This window comes from Streptomyces sp. NPDC054794 (assembly GCF_053611585.1).
On sequence record NZ_JBSHAQ010000010.1, the window covers coordinates 150,129 to 168,370 of the forward strand.

At 68.7% G+C, this 18,242-nt stretch carries 18 protein-coding genes and 2 pseudogenes; 11 read left to right on the plus strand and 9 right to left on the minus strand.

Features of this window, described 5'->3' with window-relative positions; translation table 11 throughout:
• The first annotated feature begins 162 nt into the window (after positions 1–162).
• The 3 genes and pseudogenes from ACWGKT_RS13405 to ACWGKT_RS13415 form a co-directional block, all read left to right on the plus strand.
• On the plus strand, positions 163–1,344 hold the full coding sequence (locus ACWGKT_RS13405; protein ID WP_453273731.1) for a PP2C family protein-serine/threonine phosphatase: 1,182 nt from the start codon (positions 163–165) through the stop codon (positions 1,342–1,344).
• Positions 1,345–1,865: 521 nt separating this feature from the next.
• Complete coding sequence (locus ACWGKT_RS13410) at positions 1,866–2,429, plus strand: hypothetical protein (protein ID WP_453273678.1); 564 nt, start codon at positions 1,866–1,868, stop codon at positions 2,427–2,429.
• A gap of 128 nt (positions 2,430–2,557) precedes the next feature.
• Positions 2,558–3,060, plus strand: a pseudogene (locus tag ACWGKT_RS13415) (dihydrofolate reductase family protein); the annotation flags it as partial.
• A gap of 29 nt (positions 3,061–3,089) precedes the next feature.
• Here ACWGKT_RS13415 and ACWGKT_RS13420 read toward each other — a convergent pair.
• Together ACWGKT_RS13420 and ACWGKT_RS13425 are read right to left on the minus strand one after the other, a co-directional pair.
• Positions 3,090–4,775, minus strand: coding sequence for a hypothetical protein (locus ACWGKT_RS13420; RefSeq protein WP_453273679.1), 1,686 nt, complete (start codon positions 4,773–4,775; stop codon positions 3,090–3,092).
• A gap of 13 nt (positions 4,776–4,788) precedes the next feature.
• Positions 4,789–7,467: a hypothetical protein gene (locus ACWGKT_RS13425; RefSeq protein WP_453273680.1), complete on the minus strand. Its 2,679-nt coding sequence runs from the start codon at positions 7,465–7,467 to the stop codon at positions 4,789–4,791.
• Between the two features lie 208 nt (positions 7,468–7,675).
• On the opposite strand from ACWGKT_RS13425, the gene ACWGKT_RS13430 reads away from it, so the two are divergent.
• Positions 7,676–8,152: a DUF7919 family protein gene (locus ACWGKT_RS13430; protein WP_453273681.1), complete on the plus strand. Its 477-nt coding sequence runs from the start codon at positions 7,676–7,678 to the stop codon at positions 8,150–8,152.
• Between the two features lie 75 nt (positions 8,153–8,227).
• On the opposite strand, the gene ACWGKT_RS13435 is transcribed toward ACWGKT_RS13430, so the two are convergent.
• Entirely contained in the window at positions 8,228–9,007 is a 780-nt protein-coding gene (locus tag ACWGKT_RS13435) for a VOC family protein (RefSeq protein WP_453273682.1), read from the minus strand.
• A 257-nt stretch (positions 9,008–9,264) separates the two neighbouring features.
• Positions 9,265–9,981 (minus strand): aggregation-promoting factor C-terminal-like domain-containing protein, encoded by a 717-nt coding sequence (locus tag ACWGKT_RS13440; protein WP_453273683.1) that lies wholly within the window; start codon positions 9,979–9,981, stop codon positions 9,265–9,267.
• 317 nt (positions 9,982–10,298) lie between these two features.
• On the opposite strand from ACWGKT_RS13440, the gene ACWGKT_RS13445 reads away from it, so the two are divergent.
• Positions 10,299–10,694 (plus strand): hypothetical protein, encoded by a 396-nt coding sequence (locus ACWGKT_RS13445; RefSeq protein WP_453273684.1) that lies wholly within the window; start codon positions 10,299–10,301, stop codon positions 10,692–10,694.
• A gap of 254 nt (positions 10,695–10,948) precedes the next feature.
• Here ACWGKT_RS13445 and ACWGKT_RS13450 read toward each other — a convergent pair whose 3' ends face one another.
• Entirely contained in the window at positions 10,949–11,236 is a 288-nt protein-coding gene (locus tag ACWGKT_RS13450; RefSeq protein WP_453273685.1) for a hypothetical protein, read from the minus strand.
• A 189-nt stretch (positions 11,237–11,425) separates the two neighbouring features.
• On the opposite strand from ACWGKT_RS13450, the pseudogene ACWGKT_RS13455 reads away from it, so the two are divergent.
• From ACWGKT_RS13455 to ACWGKT_RS13470, 4 genes and pseudogenes are all read left to right on the plus strand, one after another.
• Positions 11,426–11,978: pseudogene (locus tag ACWGKT_RS13455) on the plus strand (SMI1/KNR4 family protein).
• Positions 11,979–12,146: 168 nt separating this feature from the next.
• The gene (locus tag ACWGKT_RS13460) at positions 12,147–12,761 is read left to right on the plus strand and encodes a DUF1326 domain-containing protein (RefSeq protein WP_453273686.1); all 615 of its coding nucleotides are present in this window, start codon (positions 12,147–12,149) and stop codon (positions 12,759–12,761) included.
• The gene (locus ACWGKT_RS13465) at positions 12,758–13,516 is read left to right on the plus strand and encodes a DUF2182 domain-containing protein (RefSeq protein WP_356152827.1); all 759 of its coding nucleotides are present in this window, start codon (positions 12,758–12,760) and stop codon (positions 13,514–13,516) included. Before ACWGKT_RS13460 ends, ACWGKT_RS13465 begins: the two co-directional genes overlap by 4 nt.
• Before the next feature lie 138 nt (positions 13,517–13,654).
• The gene (locus ACWGKT_RS13470) at positions 13,655–13,828 is read left to right on the plus strand and encodes a hypothetical protein (RefSeq protein WP_356152829.1); all 174 of its coding nucleotides are present in this window, start codon (positions 13,655–13,657) and stop codon (positions 13,826–13,828) included.
• Between the two features lie 98 nt (positions 13,829–13,926).
• Here ACWGKT_RS13470 and ACWGKT_RS13475 read toward each other — a convergent pair whose 3' ends face one another.
• The 4 genes from ACWGKT_RS13475 to ACWGKT_RS13490 form a co-directional block, all read right to left on the minus strand.
• Positions 13,927–14,388: a hypothetical protein gene (locus ACWGKT_RS13475; RefSeq protein ID WP_453273687.1), complete on the minus strand. Its 462-nt coding sequence runs from the start codon at positions 14,386–14,388 to the stop codon at positions 13,927–13,929.
• Complete coding sequence (locus tag ACWGKT_RS13480; protein WP_453273688.1) at positions 14,385–15,395, minus strand: metallophosphoesterase family protein; 1,011 nt, start codon at positions 15,393–15,395, stop codon at positions 14,385–14,387. Before ACWGKT_RS13480 ends, ACWGKT_RS13475 begins: the two co-directional genes overlap by 4 nt.
• Positions 15,395–15,709 carry a cupredoxin domain-containing protein gene (locus tag ACWGKT_RS13485; protein ID WP_453273732.1) on the minus strand — a complete coding sequence of 105 codons (315 nt, stop codon included), beginning with the start codon at positions 15,707–15,709 and terminating at the stop codon, positions 15,395–15,397. The genes ACWGKT_RS13480 and ACWGKT_RS13485 overlap by 1 nt, the downstream gene beginning before the upstream one ends.
• Before the next feature lie 369 nt (positions 15,710–16,078).
• Positions 16,079–16,237, minus strand: coding sequence for a hypothetical protein (locus tag ACWGKT_RS13490; RefSeq protein WP_453273689.1), 159 nt, complete (start codon positions 16,235–16,237; stop codon positions 16,079–16,081).
• A 497-nt stretch (positions 16,238–16,734) separates the two neighbouring features.
• Between ACWGKT_RS13490 and ACWGKT_RS13495 the strand changes: the two genes are divergently transcribed.
• Positions 16,735–17,337: a sigma-70 family RNA polymerase sigma factor gene (locus tag ACWGKT_RS13495; RefSeq protein WP_453273690.1), complete on the plus strand. Its 603-nt coding sequence runs from the start codon at positions 16,735–16,737 to the stop codon at positions 17,335–17,337.
• 25 nt (positions 17,338–17,362) lie between these two features.
• Complete coding sequence (locus ACWGKT_RS13500; protein ID WP_453273691.1) at positions 17,363–18,151, plus strand: zf-HC2 domain-containing protein; 789 nt, start codon at positions 17,363–17,365, stop codon at positions 18,149–18,151.
• Positions 18,152–18,242: the final 91 nt, after the last annotated feature.

Genomic DNA, 18,242 nt, shown 5'->3' on the forward strand with positions numbered 1-18,242 from the left:
GGTCGCAGGCAGGCGTTGTGCGAGAGTGCCGAGGACGCTCATGCACGGTAGAACGTAGGGGTGAGGGACGGGAACTTCCCTGACGAGGATGCACGGCCGCAGCGCGTGACGAGGTCAGGGATCGACTACCAGGCGTTGTTCGCTGTCACCCCGAGCCCGTACATGGTGCTCGGCCCGGACCTGGTGATCGCCGACGTCAACGAGGCGGCTTGCCGGGTGACCGGGCGTACCCGGGAGGACCTGCTCGGTCAGTACCTCTTTGACGCCTTCCCTGAGAATCCGGCGGACCCGGGTGCTGAAGGGGTACGAAATCTGCGCGCTTCCTTGCAGTGGGTCCTGCGCTCGAAGGAACCGGACACGATGGCGCCGCAGAAGTACGACATTCCCGTGGCCGATCAGCCCGGCGTGTTCGAGGAACGCTGGTGGTCCGCGATCAATACCCCGGTCCTCGGGCCGGACGGGCAGGTGATGTGGATCATCCACCGGGGGGAGGATGTGACCGCGTTCATCCTGTCCCAGCGTCCCCCGCGAGAGGGCACAGCGCTCAGCGACGCGGAGGCGATGGAGGTCGAACTGTACGCGCGGGCACGCGAGCTCAGGCGAGTGAACGAGGAACTGCGCCAGGCCCACGCCCGGGAGCGCCAGGTCGCCGTCACCCTGCAGGAGGCCATGCTCCACTCGCCCCATTTGGCCCGGCATCGGGACACCGCGGTGCGCTACTTGCCCGCCGCCGGGTCACTGAACGTGTGCGGCGACTGGTACGAGGTGGTCGACCTGCCCGAGAACAGGTTCGCCGTCTCGGTGGGCGACGTCGTCGGCCACGGCCTGGAGGCCGCCGCCGTCATGGGCATGCTCCGCAGCGCGCTCTCCGCCTCCGTTCGGGCCGTCGGAGAGCCCGCGGGGGCCCTGGACATCCTGGGCCTGTACGCCCGCTATGTGGAAGGTGCGATGGCCACCACTGTCGTGCAAGCGGTCGTCGACACCCGCGCCCGCCGCATTACATACAGCAGTGCCGGTCACCCGCCGCCCGTGCTGCTCCACCAGGACGGCACCGGCGAATTGCTCGACCAGGCCACCGATCCTCCACTGGGGGCCCGCCCCGAACCCCTCCCCCGTCCCCAGGCCGACCTGCCCTACACCCCCGGCGACACCCTCGTGCTCTACACAGACGGCCTCATCGAACGCCGTGACGAGGACATCGACGCCGGCCTGCAACGCCTCACCAACGCACTCGCCCGCCACGCCCGTCGCAGCCCCGAACGCCTCGCCGACGCCCTGCTCGCGCAGCTCGGTGTCAGCAGTGGCGCCCGCGACGACATCGCCCTGGTCGTCCTGCGCCTCTGACCCGCGCGCCGCCCCCTGAGCGCGACTGATGGCGAACGCTAGCGATCCCCGTCACCCTCGGCTGTACGCGAGGTCCAGGACGTAGCGTTCGGCGACGGGACAGTTGTTCCAGGCCACGGTCAGCCAGTCCTCGGGAGAGTCGTCGGTGAGCCGGGCGAGGGAACACCGATCAGGGCCCTTCCGTTTCTCAATACCCGTGACTGCACCGCCACCCGGACATCCGATTCTCTGTCCAAATCCAGTCAGCCATGAAGGCGACCGCCTCGGCCGGGCCACTTGAGATGGCCCCCGGGGACGGGCATGCCGACAGCCAGGACTCCGATCCCGACCAGGTGGAACCGCGTCGGGATGGGTGTCCCTTCGTGCCGCGTCTTGTGGCGGAGTCGCCGCAGACTCACCAATGGACGATCGCCGAGCTTCTTCTATCTGCTCGGCCACGCGCTGGTCTGCGTGGAGGAACTCGCCCGGGGCTCGCGCGTACTGGACAGGCGGGTACGGCTTCGCTGGGTGAAGCTGAGGATGTGAGCAACCGTAGCGAGCGCCAGGTCAGTGCTGAGCAGATCTCCGCAGCGTTGGCCGCTCTGGCGGCTGGGCCGGTGGCAGAGCCAGAGAAGCGATCCGAGGGGCCGGGGGAAGAAGACCGCCTGCGCCTGCTGGGCAGTCTGCTGGCGAAGACGGAACTCGAGATCACCGTGGCGACCCGCCTGACCGAGGAAGGGGAGATCGAGGACGTCCTTGAGACGTTGCTCGGCTGGAAGGAGCAGGTGGGAGAGGATCCCGGCCTCGCGGTCAACGTCCTGACGAACCGGCTCCAGCGCACGGCGGTGCAGGTCTCCGAACCCGAGGCGGAAGAACTGCCACCCGGCGAAGAACTGCCACCCGGCAAGGAGGCCGCCTTCGCCGCCGTCATGACGGCGGTGTACACCCTCAGCGCCCAGTTGCACGCGGAACGCGGCGATACGGTGGGAACCCGACACGCACTGAGTGGGGCGGAAGAAGCCCTCATCGACATCCTGCAAGGCATCCATGACCTGCGCATCGCCATCGGCGACGCGCCCGAACCGCAGGACGAGGCCGACAGCTGACGCATCAGCCGCCGGCCGGCAGCACAGCGCGCGACGGTAAGGCTCCGACCAGCAATTCCGCGAGTCGCGATGAGTTCTACGGCATCCGGCGGTCTTGCTGTCGAGCCCAATGCCGAGGAGGACTTCTGATGCGCAGCGTGACCTATTCGAGGGGCGTCTCACTCGACGGCTACATCGTCGGGCCGGACGGCGGCTCCGCCTGGACCGCGCCCGACGAGGAGGTCTTTCGCTTCGTCACCGACGAGATCCGAGAAGTCGACCAGGATCCATCGCTCGACGACTCCATGCTCGAGTGGGCCGCACTCTGGAAGCCCCTCCCAAAGGTGGTGTTCTCCACCACGCTGACGGCCGTACAGGGCAACGCCCGCCTGGCTTCCGGCGGCCTGGCGGAGGAGATCGAACGGTTGCGAGCGAGCCGGGTGAGGGCGAGATCGCGATCGGCGGCGCGACCCTCGCCGCCGAGGCGGCCGCGTTGGGTCTGATCGACGAGTACCTGGCCCGGGTCTACCCGGTGCTGGTCGGCGGTGGCATCCCGTTCTTTCCCCAGCACGAGCGCCGCGTGGATCTCGAACTCGTCGAGACCCGCACGTTCAGCTCAAGAGTCGTCTACCTCGGCTACCGCGTGGCGCGCCAGGCGTGTTGTCCCGGGACGCTGTCGCTTCAGTTTGAGGGAGGGCTGGGTGCGGCCAGCGTGCTCAGTGAGGCGGCGTGGCCGAAGGCGAGCTGGGGAATGACCTCGTGGCCGGCTCCGGACGGGGGGTCGATGCCGCCGGGGCCACCGAGGTAGCCGGTGGTGGCGGTGACGGCGTCGTTGTTGTCGGAGAACAGGACGATCGTCCAGTTGCGGGAGCCGTCCTCCCATTGCTCGGCCCAGTCGCCGCGTGGTGTCACGGCCCTGGAGCCGACACGTCCGCCCGATTCGAGGAGCTTGCGGAAGCCGGGATCGGCCTCGGTCGAGGAGTCCGGAAGCCAGCCGCCGATGGTGGTCACCGAGTGGTAGAAGCGCAGCCGCCTGCGGCCGCCGCCGTCGGCGAGCCAGGCCGCCTCGGTGCCACGGCGCTTCTCGAACGCGCCTTTCGGGAGGTCGGTGAAAGAGGTGTCCAGGTCCCAGAACTCGGCGAAATGGGTGTGGAAGTCCGTGTCGGCCCCGGGCCCGGCGCCCCAAGCCGTGTCGGGGAGCTTGTCTGGCAGTTTCGTCCCGTGGGTCAGGAGCATCGTGGCGATGGAGCCGCTGCTGCTGAAGGCGGCGACCACGATGCGGCCGACGCCGGGTGGCTGCGGCTGCTTGATGGGCATGTCCTGGGGGAAGATCTGCGTGGTCGCGAGGTGCGTGGACAGCTCCAGCAGGAAACGCTGCCAGCCGCTGGTGGACGCGAACGGGCCGAGGTCGCCGGCGGCGGCGATCGGCATGACCAGGACGGCCTGCCGGCCCGCGGCCAGGAGTTGGGCGGCCAAGTGGTGCTGGCTGAACAGATGACGGTAGGCCAGATCGGCGTACGGCTGAAACGGCAGGTCGGTGTCGTCGATCAACACGCCGTAGGGATAGTCGGCGGCGGTGAAGGGCGCTTTGGCCGTGGTCGGCGCGAACCAGAGGACGAAGTCGGTCTCCACCGGCAGACCCTTTCCCGCGAGCCGGGGAAAGGGCGCCCACACGGCGGCCAGAAAGCGGCGGCGCTCGGCGAAGGCACGGGCGTCCGAATCTCCCCATTCCACCCACAGAAAGCGCCCCGACTTCCCCGGGTCGCCGTCCTTGGGGACGGTACGGAACCGGTCGAAGGCCTTGCCACCGGGGTCCCCGAGCAGGTGCGGCTCCGGCAGGTGGATGTGCTGGAGGCCGGTGAGCCTCCGGCGCCGCGGCTGGGGTTCGCCACGGGGTGGCAGCTCGCCCAGCCAGCCGCGGGGACGGACCCCTGTGACGGCACGGGTCTTGCGGTTCCGGGCGGCGTTGAGCAGTTCGCCGTCGGACACGGTGGCGGGCGGCGCGGCGCTGATCCGGATGAAGGTGGCGGTCAGATCGACGATGCTCAGGCCGGAAACGGCCATGCACGCCCCGTTGTTCCACTGCCACGGGTCGGGGAAGGTCTGCGGTGCCAGGCTCACCGACACCGGGGCGAAACCGGTGGCGGTCAGCGTCAGTTCGATCCGGCCGAAGCCTCCCCCGTCGGTCGGAATGCCGTCCCGCGGGGTGGTGACGTCCGCGTCGACGACCCAGCCCCTGAGCATCTCGAAGTGCGGCGGCGTCAGTTGCGGCGCCTTCTCGTCCGGGGTGAAGGCGGCCTTCACCGAGGTGATGTTCACCGGATGGCCGAGCACATCCCGGCCCTTGACGACGATCTGCCAGCCCATGCGCCCGGCCGCCCTACGCCTGCGGCAGTTGCTGGCCGGTTCGCGGGTCGTACTGCACCTGCACGGCGACGACCTGGTCGGTCGGCAGGACCTCGGTCCACTGGTCGAAGATCTGATAGGGCTGGGCGGGCCGGAAGCCGCCGTCGAGCGGGTCGAAGCCGTGCTCGAAGACCCTCTCGGTCGCGAGGGCGTTGGCGATGTCGCCGTTGCTCGTCTCCAGTTCCTTGGCCAGCAGGGTCAGGACCTGGCCCAGCGTCTTGCCCTGGTACTCGGCAGGGTCTCCCGGCTGGAAGGGATACGGCTGGTCCAGCCCCGCCTCGCCCTCGACCTGGGCCTGGGCGAGCCAGGCCAGGGCGTCGAGTTCATGACCCGGCCGGACGGGCAGCACCGCCTTGGCCCAGGCGGCGTTGAGGAACTCGTTGCGGCGTTCGTCGCCGTCCAGCTGGATCAGCCAGCCCAGCGAACTGCCCATCGGGGCGGGCCGGGTGTCCTCGGTGATCAGGTAGTCGACCCGCCACTCGGGCGTGGCGTGGTGCCGCGCGTCCCAGGCGTTGTCCGTGTCGGTGTTGCTGTACCAGCTCGCGACGGTCTGCCCTGCGAGCGGGTGCGCCGGGTCGGTGGCCGCCGAGGGATCGGGCGCCGGTGGTACGGGATAGCGCCCCAGGGAGAACTCGCCGGGGGTGGTGGCGGTGTCGGGGTCGGTGCCCGCGGGTAGCTGACGCCAGTACTCCGGCACGGCGAAGTAGAGCATCTCGTCCACGTCGAAGATCTGCCGGATCAGCTCGGAGTCCAGGTGCGGATCGGTGGTCAGCTCCAGTCGGCGCACCAGCTTCCCGTACACCGTCTGCCGTTCCTCGGCGCGCAGGTCGTCCGAAGGGCGCGGTCCGATCCCGGCGGCCAGCTTGAGCCGCTCGCGTACGGCGTTGCCGTAGGCCTGCCGGCGCAGCGCGGTGAGCTGGTTCTGGTAGGCGCCCTGGGCTTGGGCGTTGGCCTGGTCGATGGCGGCCTTGGCCTCGCTGGTCGGTTCGTAGACCATGACCGCGTCGAAGGGCATGGAGCGCTGGCCGCCCCAGTTCGCGTAGGTCAGGCGCAGGGCGAGCTTGTTGGCCACGGGGTCGGGGTTGGTGCCCAGATCGGGTGAGTCGGTGAGGTAGCGGACCTGAGCGCCGTGGAAGTCCAGGGCGCCGATCCGGCTGAGCCGGAAGCCGTCCGGAGGTGGCGGCAGCGGGTAGTCGAACCTGAACTGGACGATGTCGTTGGCGCCGACGTCCGGCCGGAAGATGCCGTGGTCCTGGTTCTCGTCGGAGGTCTGGTAGGTGTTGTTCGCGTCGTGGTCGGCGCCCTGGTACAGGACGAAGGGCACCGACAGGTGGTACGTCTCCTGCCGCGCCGCCGGGTAGGGGACGACGTCCGGCTTCTGGACCGAGGTCAGGTCCGGCGGCGGGATGACATGGACGAGATCGCCCAGCCCCAGCTCACGACCCGGCGCCTCCAGGAACACCTGCCAGCTCAGCCGGGTGCCGATGTGCTGCAGCTGGACCCCGACCTTGCGCATCTTGCGACGCAGTTCGTAGTTGACGAGCTGACTGGTGGTGTTCTGCACGACATAGCGGCGGCTGGTCGTGTCGGTGGTCTCGGTCACCGTCTTGAAGGTGGTCTTGAAGTTCCGCTTGATCTCGCTGGTGACCTTGGAGGTCTGGATGCGGGAGCGCTTGTGCGTGGTCTCCGCCGAGGTCTTGCGCGTGCTCTGGGTGCTGAAGCTCGCACTGGCCTCGGCGTGGTAGACCCCCAGGCTGCCGCCGCCGCTCGCGGTGACGCCGAGCTTGGTGTCGTTGGCGTTGTCCTCCTTGACGGCGTCGGCCACGTCGTCCTGCTGGGTGAGGCTCTCCTCCACCTTGCGGGAGTCCTCCTGCGACTGCTCGGCCGTCCGCTCCACCAGGGTCCGCCGGGTGCTGCTCTCGACGACCTCGACCGTGCCCCCGGGACTGATCCAGATGTGCCCGGCCGGAGCTCCCAGGAAGGTGTCGAACTCGAAGAAGTACTCCCGGAACAGATTCACCAGGCCGACCGGTGACAGCAGCCCGGCGGCGGCTGGAAGCAGTTCCCGGGGTGCGGACTCCAGGGCCGGCCGGACCTGGGCGCTGCTGCGGCCCAGCCAGCCGGCCAGCGGCTGGTACACCCCGAACAGCTCGGTGGCGTACGGCAGCGTGCCGGCGAAGTCCGTCACGGGGCGACCGTTGGTCACCGGCGGCCCGGTGCGGAGCGGCGGCGAGGTGATGATCTGGACGATGTTGGCCGGGCCGACAGGCGGCGGGCCGACCGCGAACGTCAGCGCTGTCCACGAGGTGGCCGCGGCCGCGCGCCGGACGAGCATCGCCTCGCACGTTCCCCGCACGTCCGGACCGACGAACGCCACGGACTGCGGCCCGGGCTGGGCGATCACCCGCCCCGCGTACTGACGGCTGGCGGCCGCGTCCACCTGTAAGAACATGTCCGCCAGCTCCGGAACACCGGGGAACAGCCGGGGGTCCTTGAGGTCGAGCCCGGAGGGCAGGGCGAACGCGAGGCGTTCGCCCACCGGTAGCTCCAGCGGGGTGCCCGGCTGGACGGTGTACGACCAGACGGCGTACCCCTCCCCCAGACCGGGTGTGGTGATGGGCTTTGTCCCTACGAAGACAACCGTGAGTGTCATGTCGGCCCCCGAGCCGGAGAGAAGTCCCGTTACGCCAAGGGTGACAGCCAAAGCCAGGCGAAACGCCGGCCATAAGGCGAAACCACCTGAACAGGTTGATTCTCACCGTGCGCTGGCACCGGAAGCGTCGCCCCTCTTCGAGAGTCGTCCACAGGTCGGCCAACTCCTCTCGGGTCGATCTTCGACTGGGTGGGGCGATGATGTGCGGATGTTCTACGAAGATCTCAGCGAGTACGACTACCTGGACAATGACTCGTTCACCGACATGGAGTCGGGCTTCTACGGGCTCTGGTACCGCCCGGCGTACACCCGCCTGAACATCGGGTGGCTGGAGGCCGGCAAGCCATTCACGGCGGGAGTGGTACCCGCGGGATTCATGGAGAAGCTGAACGCTGTTCAGCGAGTCCAGTGGATGAACGTGTGCCTGGGGGTACACGAGTGCGACCTGTGTCCAGAGGGAGAGGGTCCCGAGGGGAACGGCGAGGTACGGATCCCGGGTGAGTCCGGCATCGCCTACGCCGCTCCGTTCCTCATCACTCACTACATCACCACCCACGGCTATCAGCCGCCGCAGGCCTTCATCGATGCTGTTCTCGCTGTCGATGTCGACGCGTGGGCCTCCGCACGATGGCCCCAAGTCCCCTTTGCCTGGGTTCCGGACGACGCGGAACGCATGGTGGATTAGGGGTGAGCAAACCTCGCGTGTGCGTGCCCGCTCGGGATGCCCCGGCCGGCGGGACATACTGCGGTGCTGTGCGGTCTACAGCGGGGTCGGTTTGATCATCGCGAACGGGGCACCCTGCGGGTCGGCGACCACCGTCATGCGGCCGGCCATCATGTCGAACGGCGGGGCATGGACCGAGCCGTTGCGCTTGACCAGGGCGTCCACGGTGGGGTCGACGTCGTCGACCGCGAAGTAGGTCAGCCAGTGCGCCGGGGTGCCCGGCGGGTCGTTGGCGAGCAGCGTGACGCCGCCGACCGCGCGGCCGCCGACCCGCAACTCCCAGTACGAGTCCGCGCCTTCCAGCGGCTCGATCTCGATGCCGAACGCCTCGCCGTAGAAGGCGGTGGCGGCGGGCACGTCGCTGGTGTGCAGCTCGTTCCAGGTCAGCGCCCCCGCCTCATTGACCAATCGCGCGCCGAAGAACTCGCCGGGCTGCCAGACACCGAACACCGCGCCCTGGGGGTCGGAGGCGATGAGCATCCGGCCGAGGTTGCCGACGTCCATGACCGGGGCCAGCAGGGTGCCGCCCGCGCTGACGATCTGGTCCTGGGTGGCCTGGGCGTCGGTGCTGGCCAGGTAGCTGGTCCAGACGGTCGGCGGTTCCGGCATCCCCTCGGGGGCCATCGCCGGACCGATGCCGGCCACCGCCTTTCCCTGCAGTTCGCAGACCGCGTACCCGCCGAACTCGGCCGGACCTGGCTGGCCCTGCCAGCCGAGCAGGTCACGGTAGAAGTCCAGCGCGGCCTGCTGGTCCTTCGCCATCAGATCGACCCAACACGGCGTGCCGGTCGGGTACGCGGTCGTGACTTCAGGCATTTCTCGCCCCTTTCTCATGAGGCCCGTCCATCACCCTCACCTTGTCCACCCGCGATCCACCGCCTGACACGCTGTGACCCTCACAGCGGCTGAGAACTCCGCCCCAGTCAGGCCAGGCCTCAAGCGAGACCGGTCCCGTCATGCGTTCCCTGGCAGCAATATCGACTTCAACCGGGCGCACCCATCGGAGCCCCTCACCACAAAGACGGTGCGGGGCTCCGAGAGGATGAGCGGTCGCGCTCGAACTGACGGACAACTCAGTACGAGTGATGCACCTGCCAGTACGCCCACGCCCCGCAGGGGCTGCCGTACTTCTGGTTCATGTAGTTCAGGCCCCACTTGATCTGCGTGGCCGGGTTGGTCCGCCAGTCGGCGCCCACACTCGACATCTTGGAGGCGGGGTATGCCTGGACGAGACCGTAGGCGCCCAACGGGTTGGCCGCCCGATAGTTCCAGGTGGACTCGTGGTCCACGATGTTGCTGAAACACTGGAACTGGCCCGCGCCGACGATCTGACGCGCCATCGCCTGGACCTGCGCGACGGTGTAGGAGCTGCGGACCGGGAAGCCGGAGGTCTCGCGTGAGGTGGAGCGGCTAGCCGTCTCCCGGCCCACCTGACGCTGCTTGCGCTCCTTGGCTTCCTCTTCGGCCTTTTGCGCAGCCTTCCGCGCGACATTCTGCTTGGCCACCGCATCGGCGGCGGCCTGCTTGCGAGCCGACTCCTCAGCGACCTTCTTGGCGCTCGCGTCGGCGGCGATGGCCTGTACGTCGGCCTGCTGTGTCAGGGACGCGGTCTGCACCTGAGCCTGCTGACCCGCCGGAATGTCAGCGAGAAGCGTCGTGTCCCCTGCCGTCGCCTCGGCCTCGCTTCCGGGCTGGCCGGTGTTGCTTGAGGCGACACCAGTAACGGCGCCCACAGCGGTGACCGCCGTGGCCGAGGCCACCGCGAAACCCCGGACCGAAATCCCGCTCATGCCGGCCTCCCGACTGCGGAGTCACGGGCAACACGTGCCGCAACAGCGGCGCTGAGACGGCCAGCGGTCGAACTGGCAGAACACTCCACGTACATGACTTCCCCTCTCAAGATAAGTGTGGTCATCGCCTCCTCTACGCACGGGCGCGGAGCCAGGTTGCATCGGACTGGGGATTCTTTTCGGGATCGCAGATGACCGGATCATCGGGCGGTGTGGTCCCACACCATCGCCAGGGAGACACGCATGGCACCGTGGTGGCAGTGGGCGCCGGCGCCCTCACTGTCAGGATGTTCAACGGGTGGCCATAAGGTGGCTTGGTGTTCGATCGGTTGGAGATCACGGTGCTGCCGCCGGGACCGCGTTTCCCTGCCCAACTGCGTTTCTGGGTCAACGGCGAGGACGTGGTGGAGCAGGCGGTAGGCGCCGGGGGCCGTGGGCCACTGGCAGCCGAAGCGTTGCCCATCGAGCTCCCAAGCCCGCTGCGGGCGACGTCGGAGCCGCGCCGTGTGCAGTTGGGCGAGCCGGAGTGCACCGGGGAGTGCTGCGGCTTCCTCTCCGTGGCCGTGCAGCGGATGGGGAATGTCGTCCAGTGGTCGGGCTGGCAGGTTCCTCACGGGGATGGCCGACTGCCGGAATTCGACTTCGACGCCAACGAGTACGACGCGGAGGTGGCCCGCGCTGAGGCAGATCCCGGGTGGCGGATCCTGGCATGACGTGGCAGGCCCACCTGGAAGAAGCGGCGCGGCCGTCCCGTCCCGAGCGATGCTCGGTGGCCGTGCCCACGTGTTGGCGAAGGTGGCCGTGTCCACGTTTTGGCGAAACGGGCCCCGCACGGCGTACGAAGCGGGACACGGGGCCGTTTCGGGAACCCGGCTGTCATGTCAGAGCCGGGCATCATGAACGTACGAGAGCCCTTGCGGGGTTCAGGAAGTCGCCGCCATCTGACGTTGCTCACCAGCCGGTGGTGTCAGACGCGTTCCCGCTCCTTCGTCTCCTCGATGGCCGCGGCCCGGGCGCGACGGCGGCCCAGCAAGGTGCATCCCACAGTCACCAGGCCGATGGCGATGAGCTTAGCGGCGCCGTAGTAGCCGGACGCCAGCTCGTCCGGGGTGCCGGGCAGCCGGAAATAGGCCCACACTGCCGCGAGACCCCCGAGGGCGATCACTAGGACAGCCCCCCACGTCCCGAGGTCCGCCCACCAGTGCTCTGGGACGTAAGCCCGCTCGTCGGTCTGCTCAACGTCCTGGTCGGCCACGGTCTGTTCTCCTGGGGCGTGTGGTTGTGGTCGCGCAGGAAGACGTGGGCCCGGCGCGAAAGGTTCCCCAGGCCAGAGGTTCCCAGCGAGTCCCACTCGCAGGTTGATCTCCCGCGCCGCGCGATAGGTTACGGGCAACACGAGAGAAGAGCTCGCATGGACTCCCGCATCCCGCGGCTGTGACGCAAGCTGGCACGCATCCCCTACGCGCCCAGCCGAAGCCATTCCTTCGGCGAAGAGCGGCACGAATTCTCTCGGCCCCCAACTGCCCACACAGCGGGCAGACGCCTTCGCAGCCGAGCATGACGTGGAACTCCCACAGCCTTATCGAGACTTCGTCACGAACATGGGCGGCAGTGGCGCGTCCCCGTACTACGGACTGATCCCGTTGGAAGGCTGCACCCTGTTCACGATGCACCCCGGAGCTGCCGGCACCGGCACGAGAGGATTCAACCGGGCCTACCGCCCCACACGTGAGGGTCACCTCTTCCTGCACGTCATCGAACGTGGCTGCAGCGATCTCGTTCTCATAGGTGTGACCGGCCCTCTCACCGGGCGCATACTCATCGGCAACGCCGACGGCTTCTGGGGCCCGAACGTCTCCTCAGCCCCGGACTTCCTGGCCTGGTACGAACGATGGCTCGACCACATGGCCGCCGGACGCGACAACCGAGCCCTGGCTCTCACCTCACCGCGACTTCATGCTCATCCAAATCGGTACCGCCTCGCTCCGAAGATCTGACCACCGGTCCGGCCTTCCGCTCGATAGGACGGTGAGCGCTGCCGGCAGCGGATCTGCGCGACGGGGGTCATCGGGAATAGCCTGGACAGGAGCGGCACCGGGACGGAACGGACTCTCCCGATGCACTCCCTTCAGCGAGGGGGACGTAGAAGAGGGAGGCGAAGAGCCATGCCCTGGAATCTGAGCGGCACGTATCTGGAGAGCTGCAACTGCGATGTGGTGTGCCCCTGCACCACCTCGGGCCTCACCGCACCGGCCGACCACGAGCGCTGCCAGGTGACCTTCGCGTTCCACGTGGACAGCGGGAACGTGGACGGCGTGGACGTCTCCGACCGCAGCGTCGCCGTCTTCATCGACGCGCCCCGGGTGATGGCCGACGGCGGCTGGCAGGTGGCGCTGTACGTCGACGCTTCGGCCGACGACGGCCAGGCCGAGGCGCTGGGCAAGGTCTTCTCCGGCCAAGCCGGCGGGCCGATGGCGGCGCTCACTCCGCTCATCGGCGAGGTCCTCGGCGTGGAGCGCGTCCCCATCGACTACCGCGATGACGGCCGCCATCACGCGGTGCGGGTGGGCGATGCCATCGACATCGAGATCGAGGACCAGGTTGCCCCGCAGTTCGGCGAGGACGGCCCGGTCATGGGCCTGACCGGCATGTTCCACCCGGTGAACAGCACGCTGACCATTGCGAGGTCCATCCGGGCGACGGGCGACGGCGTGTACGGCAGGTCCTGGGACTTCTCCGGCGGCAATGGACACTCTGCGCCCTTTACGTGGTCCACGTGACCAGTCGGCTGGTCACGGTCCGCCGCACGGCCGGCCCCGCCGGACTGCTGCTGGTCGCGGCGGCCGCCGCCTGGGTCTGGTTGGTGACGCGCCGCGGCAGCATGCCGGGGATGCCTGGCACCATGGGCCTGGCCCTGCCCGCTTTCCTGGCCGTGTGGACGCTGATGATCGCTGCGATGATGCTGCCCGCCACGGCGCCCGTCGCCGCGCTGTACGCACGCACCATCACGGTGCACCGGGCGCCGCGCATGGTCGTTTTCACCATCGCCTACCTGCTTGTCTGGGCCGCGGCCGGGCTGCCGGCTTACGCGCTGGCCGCCGGGCTGGGCCGGGCTGCCGGACTTCCCTCCGTAGCGGGGACCGCAGTGGCCGCGGCCATCTTCGCCCTCAACGGCGTCTACCAGCTCACGCCCCTCAAAGACCGCTGCCTGGCTAGGTGCCGCTCGCCGATCGGGATGATGCTGCGCTACGGCTCGTACCCGGGACCCTCGCGCGATCTGCGTGCCGGAGCCCACCACGGGTCGTTCTGCCTGGGCTGCTGTTGGTCGCTGATGGTGCTGCTGGCGGCGTTCGGCGTGATGAACCTGTGGGCCATGGTGATCCTGACCGGCGTGATCACCGCCGAGAAGCTGGCTCCGGCCGGCCACCTTGTGGCCCGTGCCGTGGGGATCGTATCGATCGCCCTGGCCGTCGCCGTCTTCTGGGTCCCGGAGCTGGCTCCGGGCCTCACTGGTGGCGGTATGGCCGGGATGTGAGGACCGGAGGCCGGGCGGCGAAGTAGGTGTTCACCGGGAGTATCGGCTGGTGTGCCCAGCGTTGCCGCCCGACGATCCGCTCACAGGGTTTCCCCCCTGCCTCAAGGGCACTCGGCCCCTGAGTGCGGAGGTGCTGAGATGAGTACCGGAGAGAAGGCCAAAGCAGAGGCCGAGCAGGTTGTAGGGAAGATCGTGCGGAAGATGGCTCACGCGGTGCACAAGGACACCCTCGCGGCAAAGGGTGCCGCTCTCGAAGCGCGGGGCAAGATGCGGGGCGCGAAAGAGAGGTCCAAGGACTCCTTCAAACACTGACAATGTCGTGACATCGAGTAGCCGCGGTCGCGTGGAACTGAACCAGGCATGCGCGTACAGCGTGCACCGGCCCTCTGGCTCCCAGCGGTTGAAGGACGTCAGCAGCTGGGCGACCCCCGTTTGAGGCGCGCCCGGTCCCGGGTGGGTGTACTGAAGGGTGGTCGGACCGCGCGGTGTTGTCTGGTCACAGTCACCTGCCAGATGGCGAGGAGCAGGAGCGTGCCCGTTTCGGCGAGGACGCTGAGGGCGGCTTGCGGTGCTGGCTGCAGACCGTGCTCGGTGAATCCGAAAACGCCTACGGTGCGCGAAGCGGTGAAGCCGCCGAGAGCGCCGAGCGCAACGCCTGCCGCGGCGATCCTCTGCAGCAGGGGTGGTGTCCCGAACAGCAACAGGGCAGCGAGGGCGAGGGACGCGCTGGCCTGGAGCAGGAACAGGGGGCCGATGATGTGGATGGAGCGGTACCCGTCGGCGTAGAGCTGGGCGTGGATGTATCCGCTGGCGGCGAGGGTTGCGGCGGTCGCCGACCGCAAGGCGGGGGCGAGGAGTCTTTGGGTGCTCATGCCAGTCTCTGGTCCTTGATGGCCAGTTCGCGGTCGCCTTGGCGGTATCCGACGCTGCGGATGCCGAGTGCGTCTTTGAGCTGCCGGGCAGGCACGACCTGGGGGGTGGGGGCGGGGGCCCGGCCCGGCTTGGGCAGGGGGTAGGCCGTGGTGGTGGCGGAGTGGAAGGTGATGTTGCCGTCGGTCTTGGTGAACAGCTGGTGGACATGCCCGTTGAGGCAGGTGACGGAGGAGAAGCGGCGCAGGAGGGCGATGACCTTGAGGGCGTCGTCCGTGCTCCAGCCCCACTTCGGGTACATGGCGAACAGCGGGATGTGGCTGAAGACCACGATGGGGGTGTCCGACGACAGCCCGGCGAGGTCCTTGCGCACGAAGTCGATCTGCGCGTTGCCGAGGTGGCCGAGCTTCTCCAGGCTCAGGGTGTTGACCAGGGCGATGAAGTGCACGCCATGGGTGTCGAAGCTGTACCAGCCATCGCCGAGCGTGCCCATGCCGAAGGTCCGCCGGTAGGCGCGGCCCGCATCGCCGATGGAGTCGTGCTCGCCCGGTACGGTGAAGACGCGGTCCGTCTTCATTCCGGTCATCATCTGCTTGACCTGGTCGAACTGCCCGGCCGTGGAAAGGTGGGTCAGGTCGCCGCTGTGCATGACGAAGTCCGGCCTGAATCCGAGTGAGTTGACCTGGTTGATCGCTTCGGTGAACGAGCCGGCCACGTCCATGTTCGCCGGGCCCTGGAACCCGATATGGCTGTCCGAGACCTGCACGAACCGCAGCGCTCCGCTTGCCTCTGCGGCGGCCCCGGCGGCTGCGGCGGCGGTCCCGGCATTGAGGTCCCGGGAGTCCGCGATGTGACTGATCACCTCTCCGCCGGCCACGGTCAGCACCACCGCACCGCCGAACCATCCCGCGTGCCGCATGAGTTGACGTCGAGTCATACCGTGCTCGGTTTGGGGCTGGCCGGTGTCGTCGGCCGGGAGCGCGTCGTGACTGTCGTAGTAGTCGGACATCAGGTCACCTCCACGGTGGCGGTCATGAACGGATGGATGGTGCAGAGGTAGGCGTAGGTGCCGGGCTTGGTGAACGTGTAGCTGTAGGTGGCGTGGGTGGCCAGGGCAGCCGAATGCAAGGGGCCGCCCGATCCGGCGCTGGTGACGGTGTGGGCGTCGCTGTCCTGGTTGGTCCAGGTCACCGTCGTGCCCGCTTTCACCTTCAGCGTGGCCGGGGAGAATGCGAAGTTCTTGATCGCCACGGTGTTCCCGCTCACCGGCACATCCGCCGCCCGTGTGCTTGAGGGACTCATGGGCATGGCCCTGCTGGGCATCGGCGAGGCGCCGAGAGCGGTGCCCTCCCTGTTTCCCGGCCCCGTATCACCGGGCATCCCTGCCATCTGGTGCTGCTCCGGACCGGGTGTGATGGCGTCGGCCGCGGTGGACGAGGCATGCGAGGCCGGGCCGCATGAGCTGAGGAGCCCCAGCGCGCCGGCGGTGGCTATGGTGACGACAGCAAGCCCGGCCGCGCCGCGTGATCGCCGACCTGGCAGGCGAAAGTTCACATACATGGTGTCCGTTCCTCACGGCTCAGGCGGAGACGGGAACTGCGCCGACCGGGCGCACGCAACCGCAGGGATGTGTGGTGGATGCCTTGTTCAGGGGGGCATGGCCCGCGCGGACCCGGCGAGCGGGCATGGATATCACCCCGTGCCGACCACTCGGCTCGACGTGTCCCGCGCCGCGCACCCACCCATGCGCACCGCGAAGACGCAGGCGGCATACGGCAGTTCGTCGCGCGGGGAGCCGCGAGTGACTCGGGGCAGCAGGTCGGTGTCGCCCCGTACGGATGGTGCGCACACCGGTCCGAATGGAGATCTCCCCCGGTGGTTGCGCAGCCCTCGATCGCTGTGTGCGTAGCACCGTCGTCGCGATGTGGGCTGGGCACGGGCCGGCGCTGCGCGGTGGCGCCGACCTCGATGTACGGGGGCGGCGGAGCGTGGTCGGCGGCGGGAACGTATGCCTCGCGTGGTGGATGTGGGTCACCTCTGATCCATCCTTCACTGAATGGGATTCGCTGAGGAATTGCCCCGAATTGGGCTCTTGTCCGGCTCCACGGATGGCAGGGGTCCCACGGTTCGGCAGATCTGCACTTTTGTGGGACTTCTTGGTATCGCCGCAGATCAGCTGACCTCCCCCGGGCGCTGCGCACGATTGACCCTGGCGGTGTCCGAGGCTGGCCCTGATGGCGCCCTGAGGCTTGACGGGGACGCGGGCCCGCGACACCGCTCGCGGAGTGTCACCTGGGCCATGCCGCGGGTTACAGGACAAAGCAGTACATATGCGCGATGATCGACTTATGCCCTGGGGTTCCCGAAAACGTGGTCCACGGACCGATCCGGATCGCTCCGTGCACCGTGTCTCTGGTGAAGGGACCCTTTCGAACGCAGACGAGGAACTGCTGCGCACTCTGTACACGGATCACGCAGGAGCCCTACTCCACTACGCGCTGCGACTGACCTCAGGAGATCGGCAATGGGCGGAGGACGTGGTGCAGGAAACACTGCTGCGAGCGTGGCAGCATCCCGCCGCGTTCGACCCCGCACGCGGCCCGGCCCGGGCATGGCTGTGCACGGTCGCCCGGCACCTGGTCATCGACGCCCACCGGGCCCGGCAGGCCAGGCCGACAGAGGTCGGCGGCGATGCGCTGGAGCGAGCCGCCGAGCAGAAACCGGGCGAAGACGAGATCGAGCAGGCACTGCAGAGCTGGGCGGTCGCCGACGCCGTCCGGTCACTGTCCCCGGACCACCGCGCCGTCCTGCTGGAGACCTACTACCGGGGCAAGACCATGACGGAGGCCGCACAGGAGCTGGGCATCCCACTGGGCACCGTGAAGTCGCGCACGTACTACGCCCTGCACGCCCTGCGACTGGCGCTGCAGGAACGGGGGATCACGCCATGACCGTTGCGGGCAGGAGGTGGCGACCATGAACGCGGAACACGACGCCCTCCGGCTGGCGCTCGGAGCATACGTCCTGGGCACTCTGCCTTCGGCGGAAATGGAACGCGTGCGCCTCCATCTCGAAGAATGCGCCGAATGCCGGGCCGAACACACCCAGCTGGCAGGATTGCCCGCGCTGCTGGCGACGGTGACCGAAGCCGAAGCCTCGGGCCAGACGGTGCCGACGGCCGACGGCGACGCGGCCGACCGGCTGGTGGCACGGGCAGCCGAGAGCGCGCAGGCCTCTCTGCCTGAGCGGCCCGCCGCGCCTGCGGTGCCCAAGGCGCCGGAAGAGGGAGTACTGGAGAAGCTGCTCCAGCAGGCCGTGGCCCGGCGCCGCCGAACCTGGCGTCTGCAACTGGCCGGCGCCGCTGCCTCGCTGACGCTCATCGCGGCAGCGGTCGGCGGCACCTGGTTGGCCACCGTCGGATCCGTGGGCAGTCAGGCGACGCCGCCCGGTCCGACCGCGCCCGCCGCCTGGCGCACCTTCTCCGGAAGCGATCCCACCACCGGCGTCACCGCCTCGGTGAAGGTCTCGCCCACCGCCTGGGGCAGCACCCTGCAGGTCTCCGCCGGCGGGGCACCCGCCGGAATCACCTGCCGGCTGCAGGCGGTCGGGCCCGGCGGGGTCAGAAAGGACGGCGCTTCCTGGCGCGCAGGCGAGTACCCTCCCGGCACTACGATCCCGGGGGCGGTTGCCTTGTCGCCGGGGGCCATCGAGCACTTTGAGATCCTCGCAGGGAACGGTCAGAAGCTGGTGACCATGCGGGCGTGAGGCGATGACAGGGTGGTCATGGCACGGAGGCGCCTGACCGCCCAGGATCTCCAGCCGATGGCCATCACGGGCGAATCTGCTCGCGACATCG

What these genes read in the sequence shown, in the direction of transcription:
- ACWGKT_RS13475 (WP_453273687.1), bottom strand. Translation starts at nt 14,388, where the DNA reads ATGAGCACCCAAAGACTCCTCGCCCCCGCCTTGCGGTCGGCGACCGCC.
- ACWGKT_RS13500 (WP_453273691.1), top strand. Translation starts at nt 17,363, where the DNA reads ATGAACGCGGAACACGACGCCCTCCGGCTGGCGCTCGGAGCATACGTC.
- ACWGKT_RS13485 (WP_453273732.1), bottom strand. Translation starts at nt 15,709, where the DNA reads ATGCCCAGCAGGGCCATGCCCATGAGTCCCTCAAGCACACGGGCGGCG.
- ACWGKT_RS13460 (WP_453273686.1), top strand. Translation starts at nt 12,147, where the DNA reads ATGCCCTGGAATCTGAGCGGCACGTATCTGGAGAGCTGCAACTGCGAT.
- ACWGKT_RS13405 (WP_453273731.1), top strand. Translation starts at nt 163, where the DNA reads ATGGTGCTCGGCCCGGACCTGGTGATCGCCGACGTCAACGAGGCGGCT.
- ACWGKT_RS13435 (WP_453273682.1), bottom strand. Translation starts at nt 9,007, where the DNA reads ATGCCTGAAGTCACGACCGCGTACCCGACCGGCACGCCGTGTTGGGTC.
- ACWGKT_RS13495 (WP_453273690.1), top strand. Translation starts at nt 16,735, where the DNA reads ATGCCCTGGGGTTCCCGAAAACGTGGTCCACGGACCGATCCGGATCGC.
- ACWGKT_RS13440 (WP_453273683.1), bottom strand. Translation starts at nt 9,981, where the DNA reads ATGAGCGGGATTTCGGTCCGGGGTTTCGCGGTGGCCTCGGCCACGGCG.
- ACWGKT_RS13425 (WP_453273680.1), bottom strand. Translation starts at nt 7,467, where the DNA reads ATGACACTCACGGTTGTCTTCGTAGGGACAAAGCCCATCACCACACCC.
- ACWGKT_RS13480 (WP_453273688.1), bottom strand. Translation starts at nt 15,395, where the DNA reads ATGTCCGACTACTACGACAGTCACGACGCGCTCCCGGCCGACGACACC.
- ACWGKT_RS13420 (WP_453273679.1), bottom strand. Translation starts at nt 4,775, where the DNA reads ATGGGCTGGCAGATCGTCGTCAAGGGCCGGGATGTGCTCGGCCATCCG.
- ACWGKT_RS13470 (WP_356152829.1), top strand. Translation starts at nt 13,655, where the DNA reads ATGAGTACCGGAGAGAAGGCCAAAGCAGAGGCCGAGCAGGTTGTAGGG.
- ACWGKT_RS13430 (WP_453273681.1), top strand. Translation starts at nt 7,676, where the DNA reads ATGTTCTACGAAGATCTCAGCGAGTACGACTACCTGGACAATGACTCG.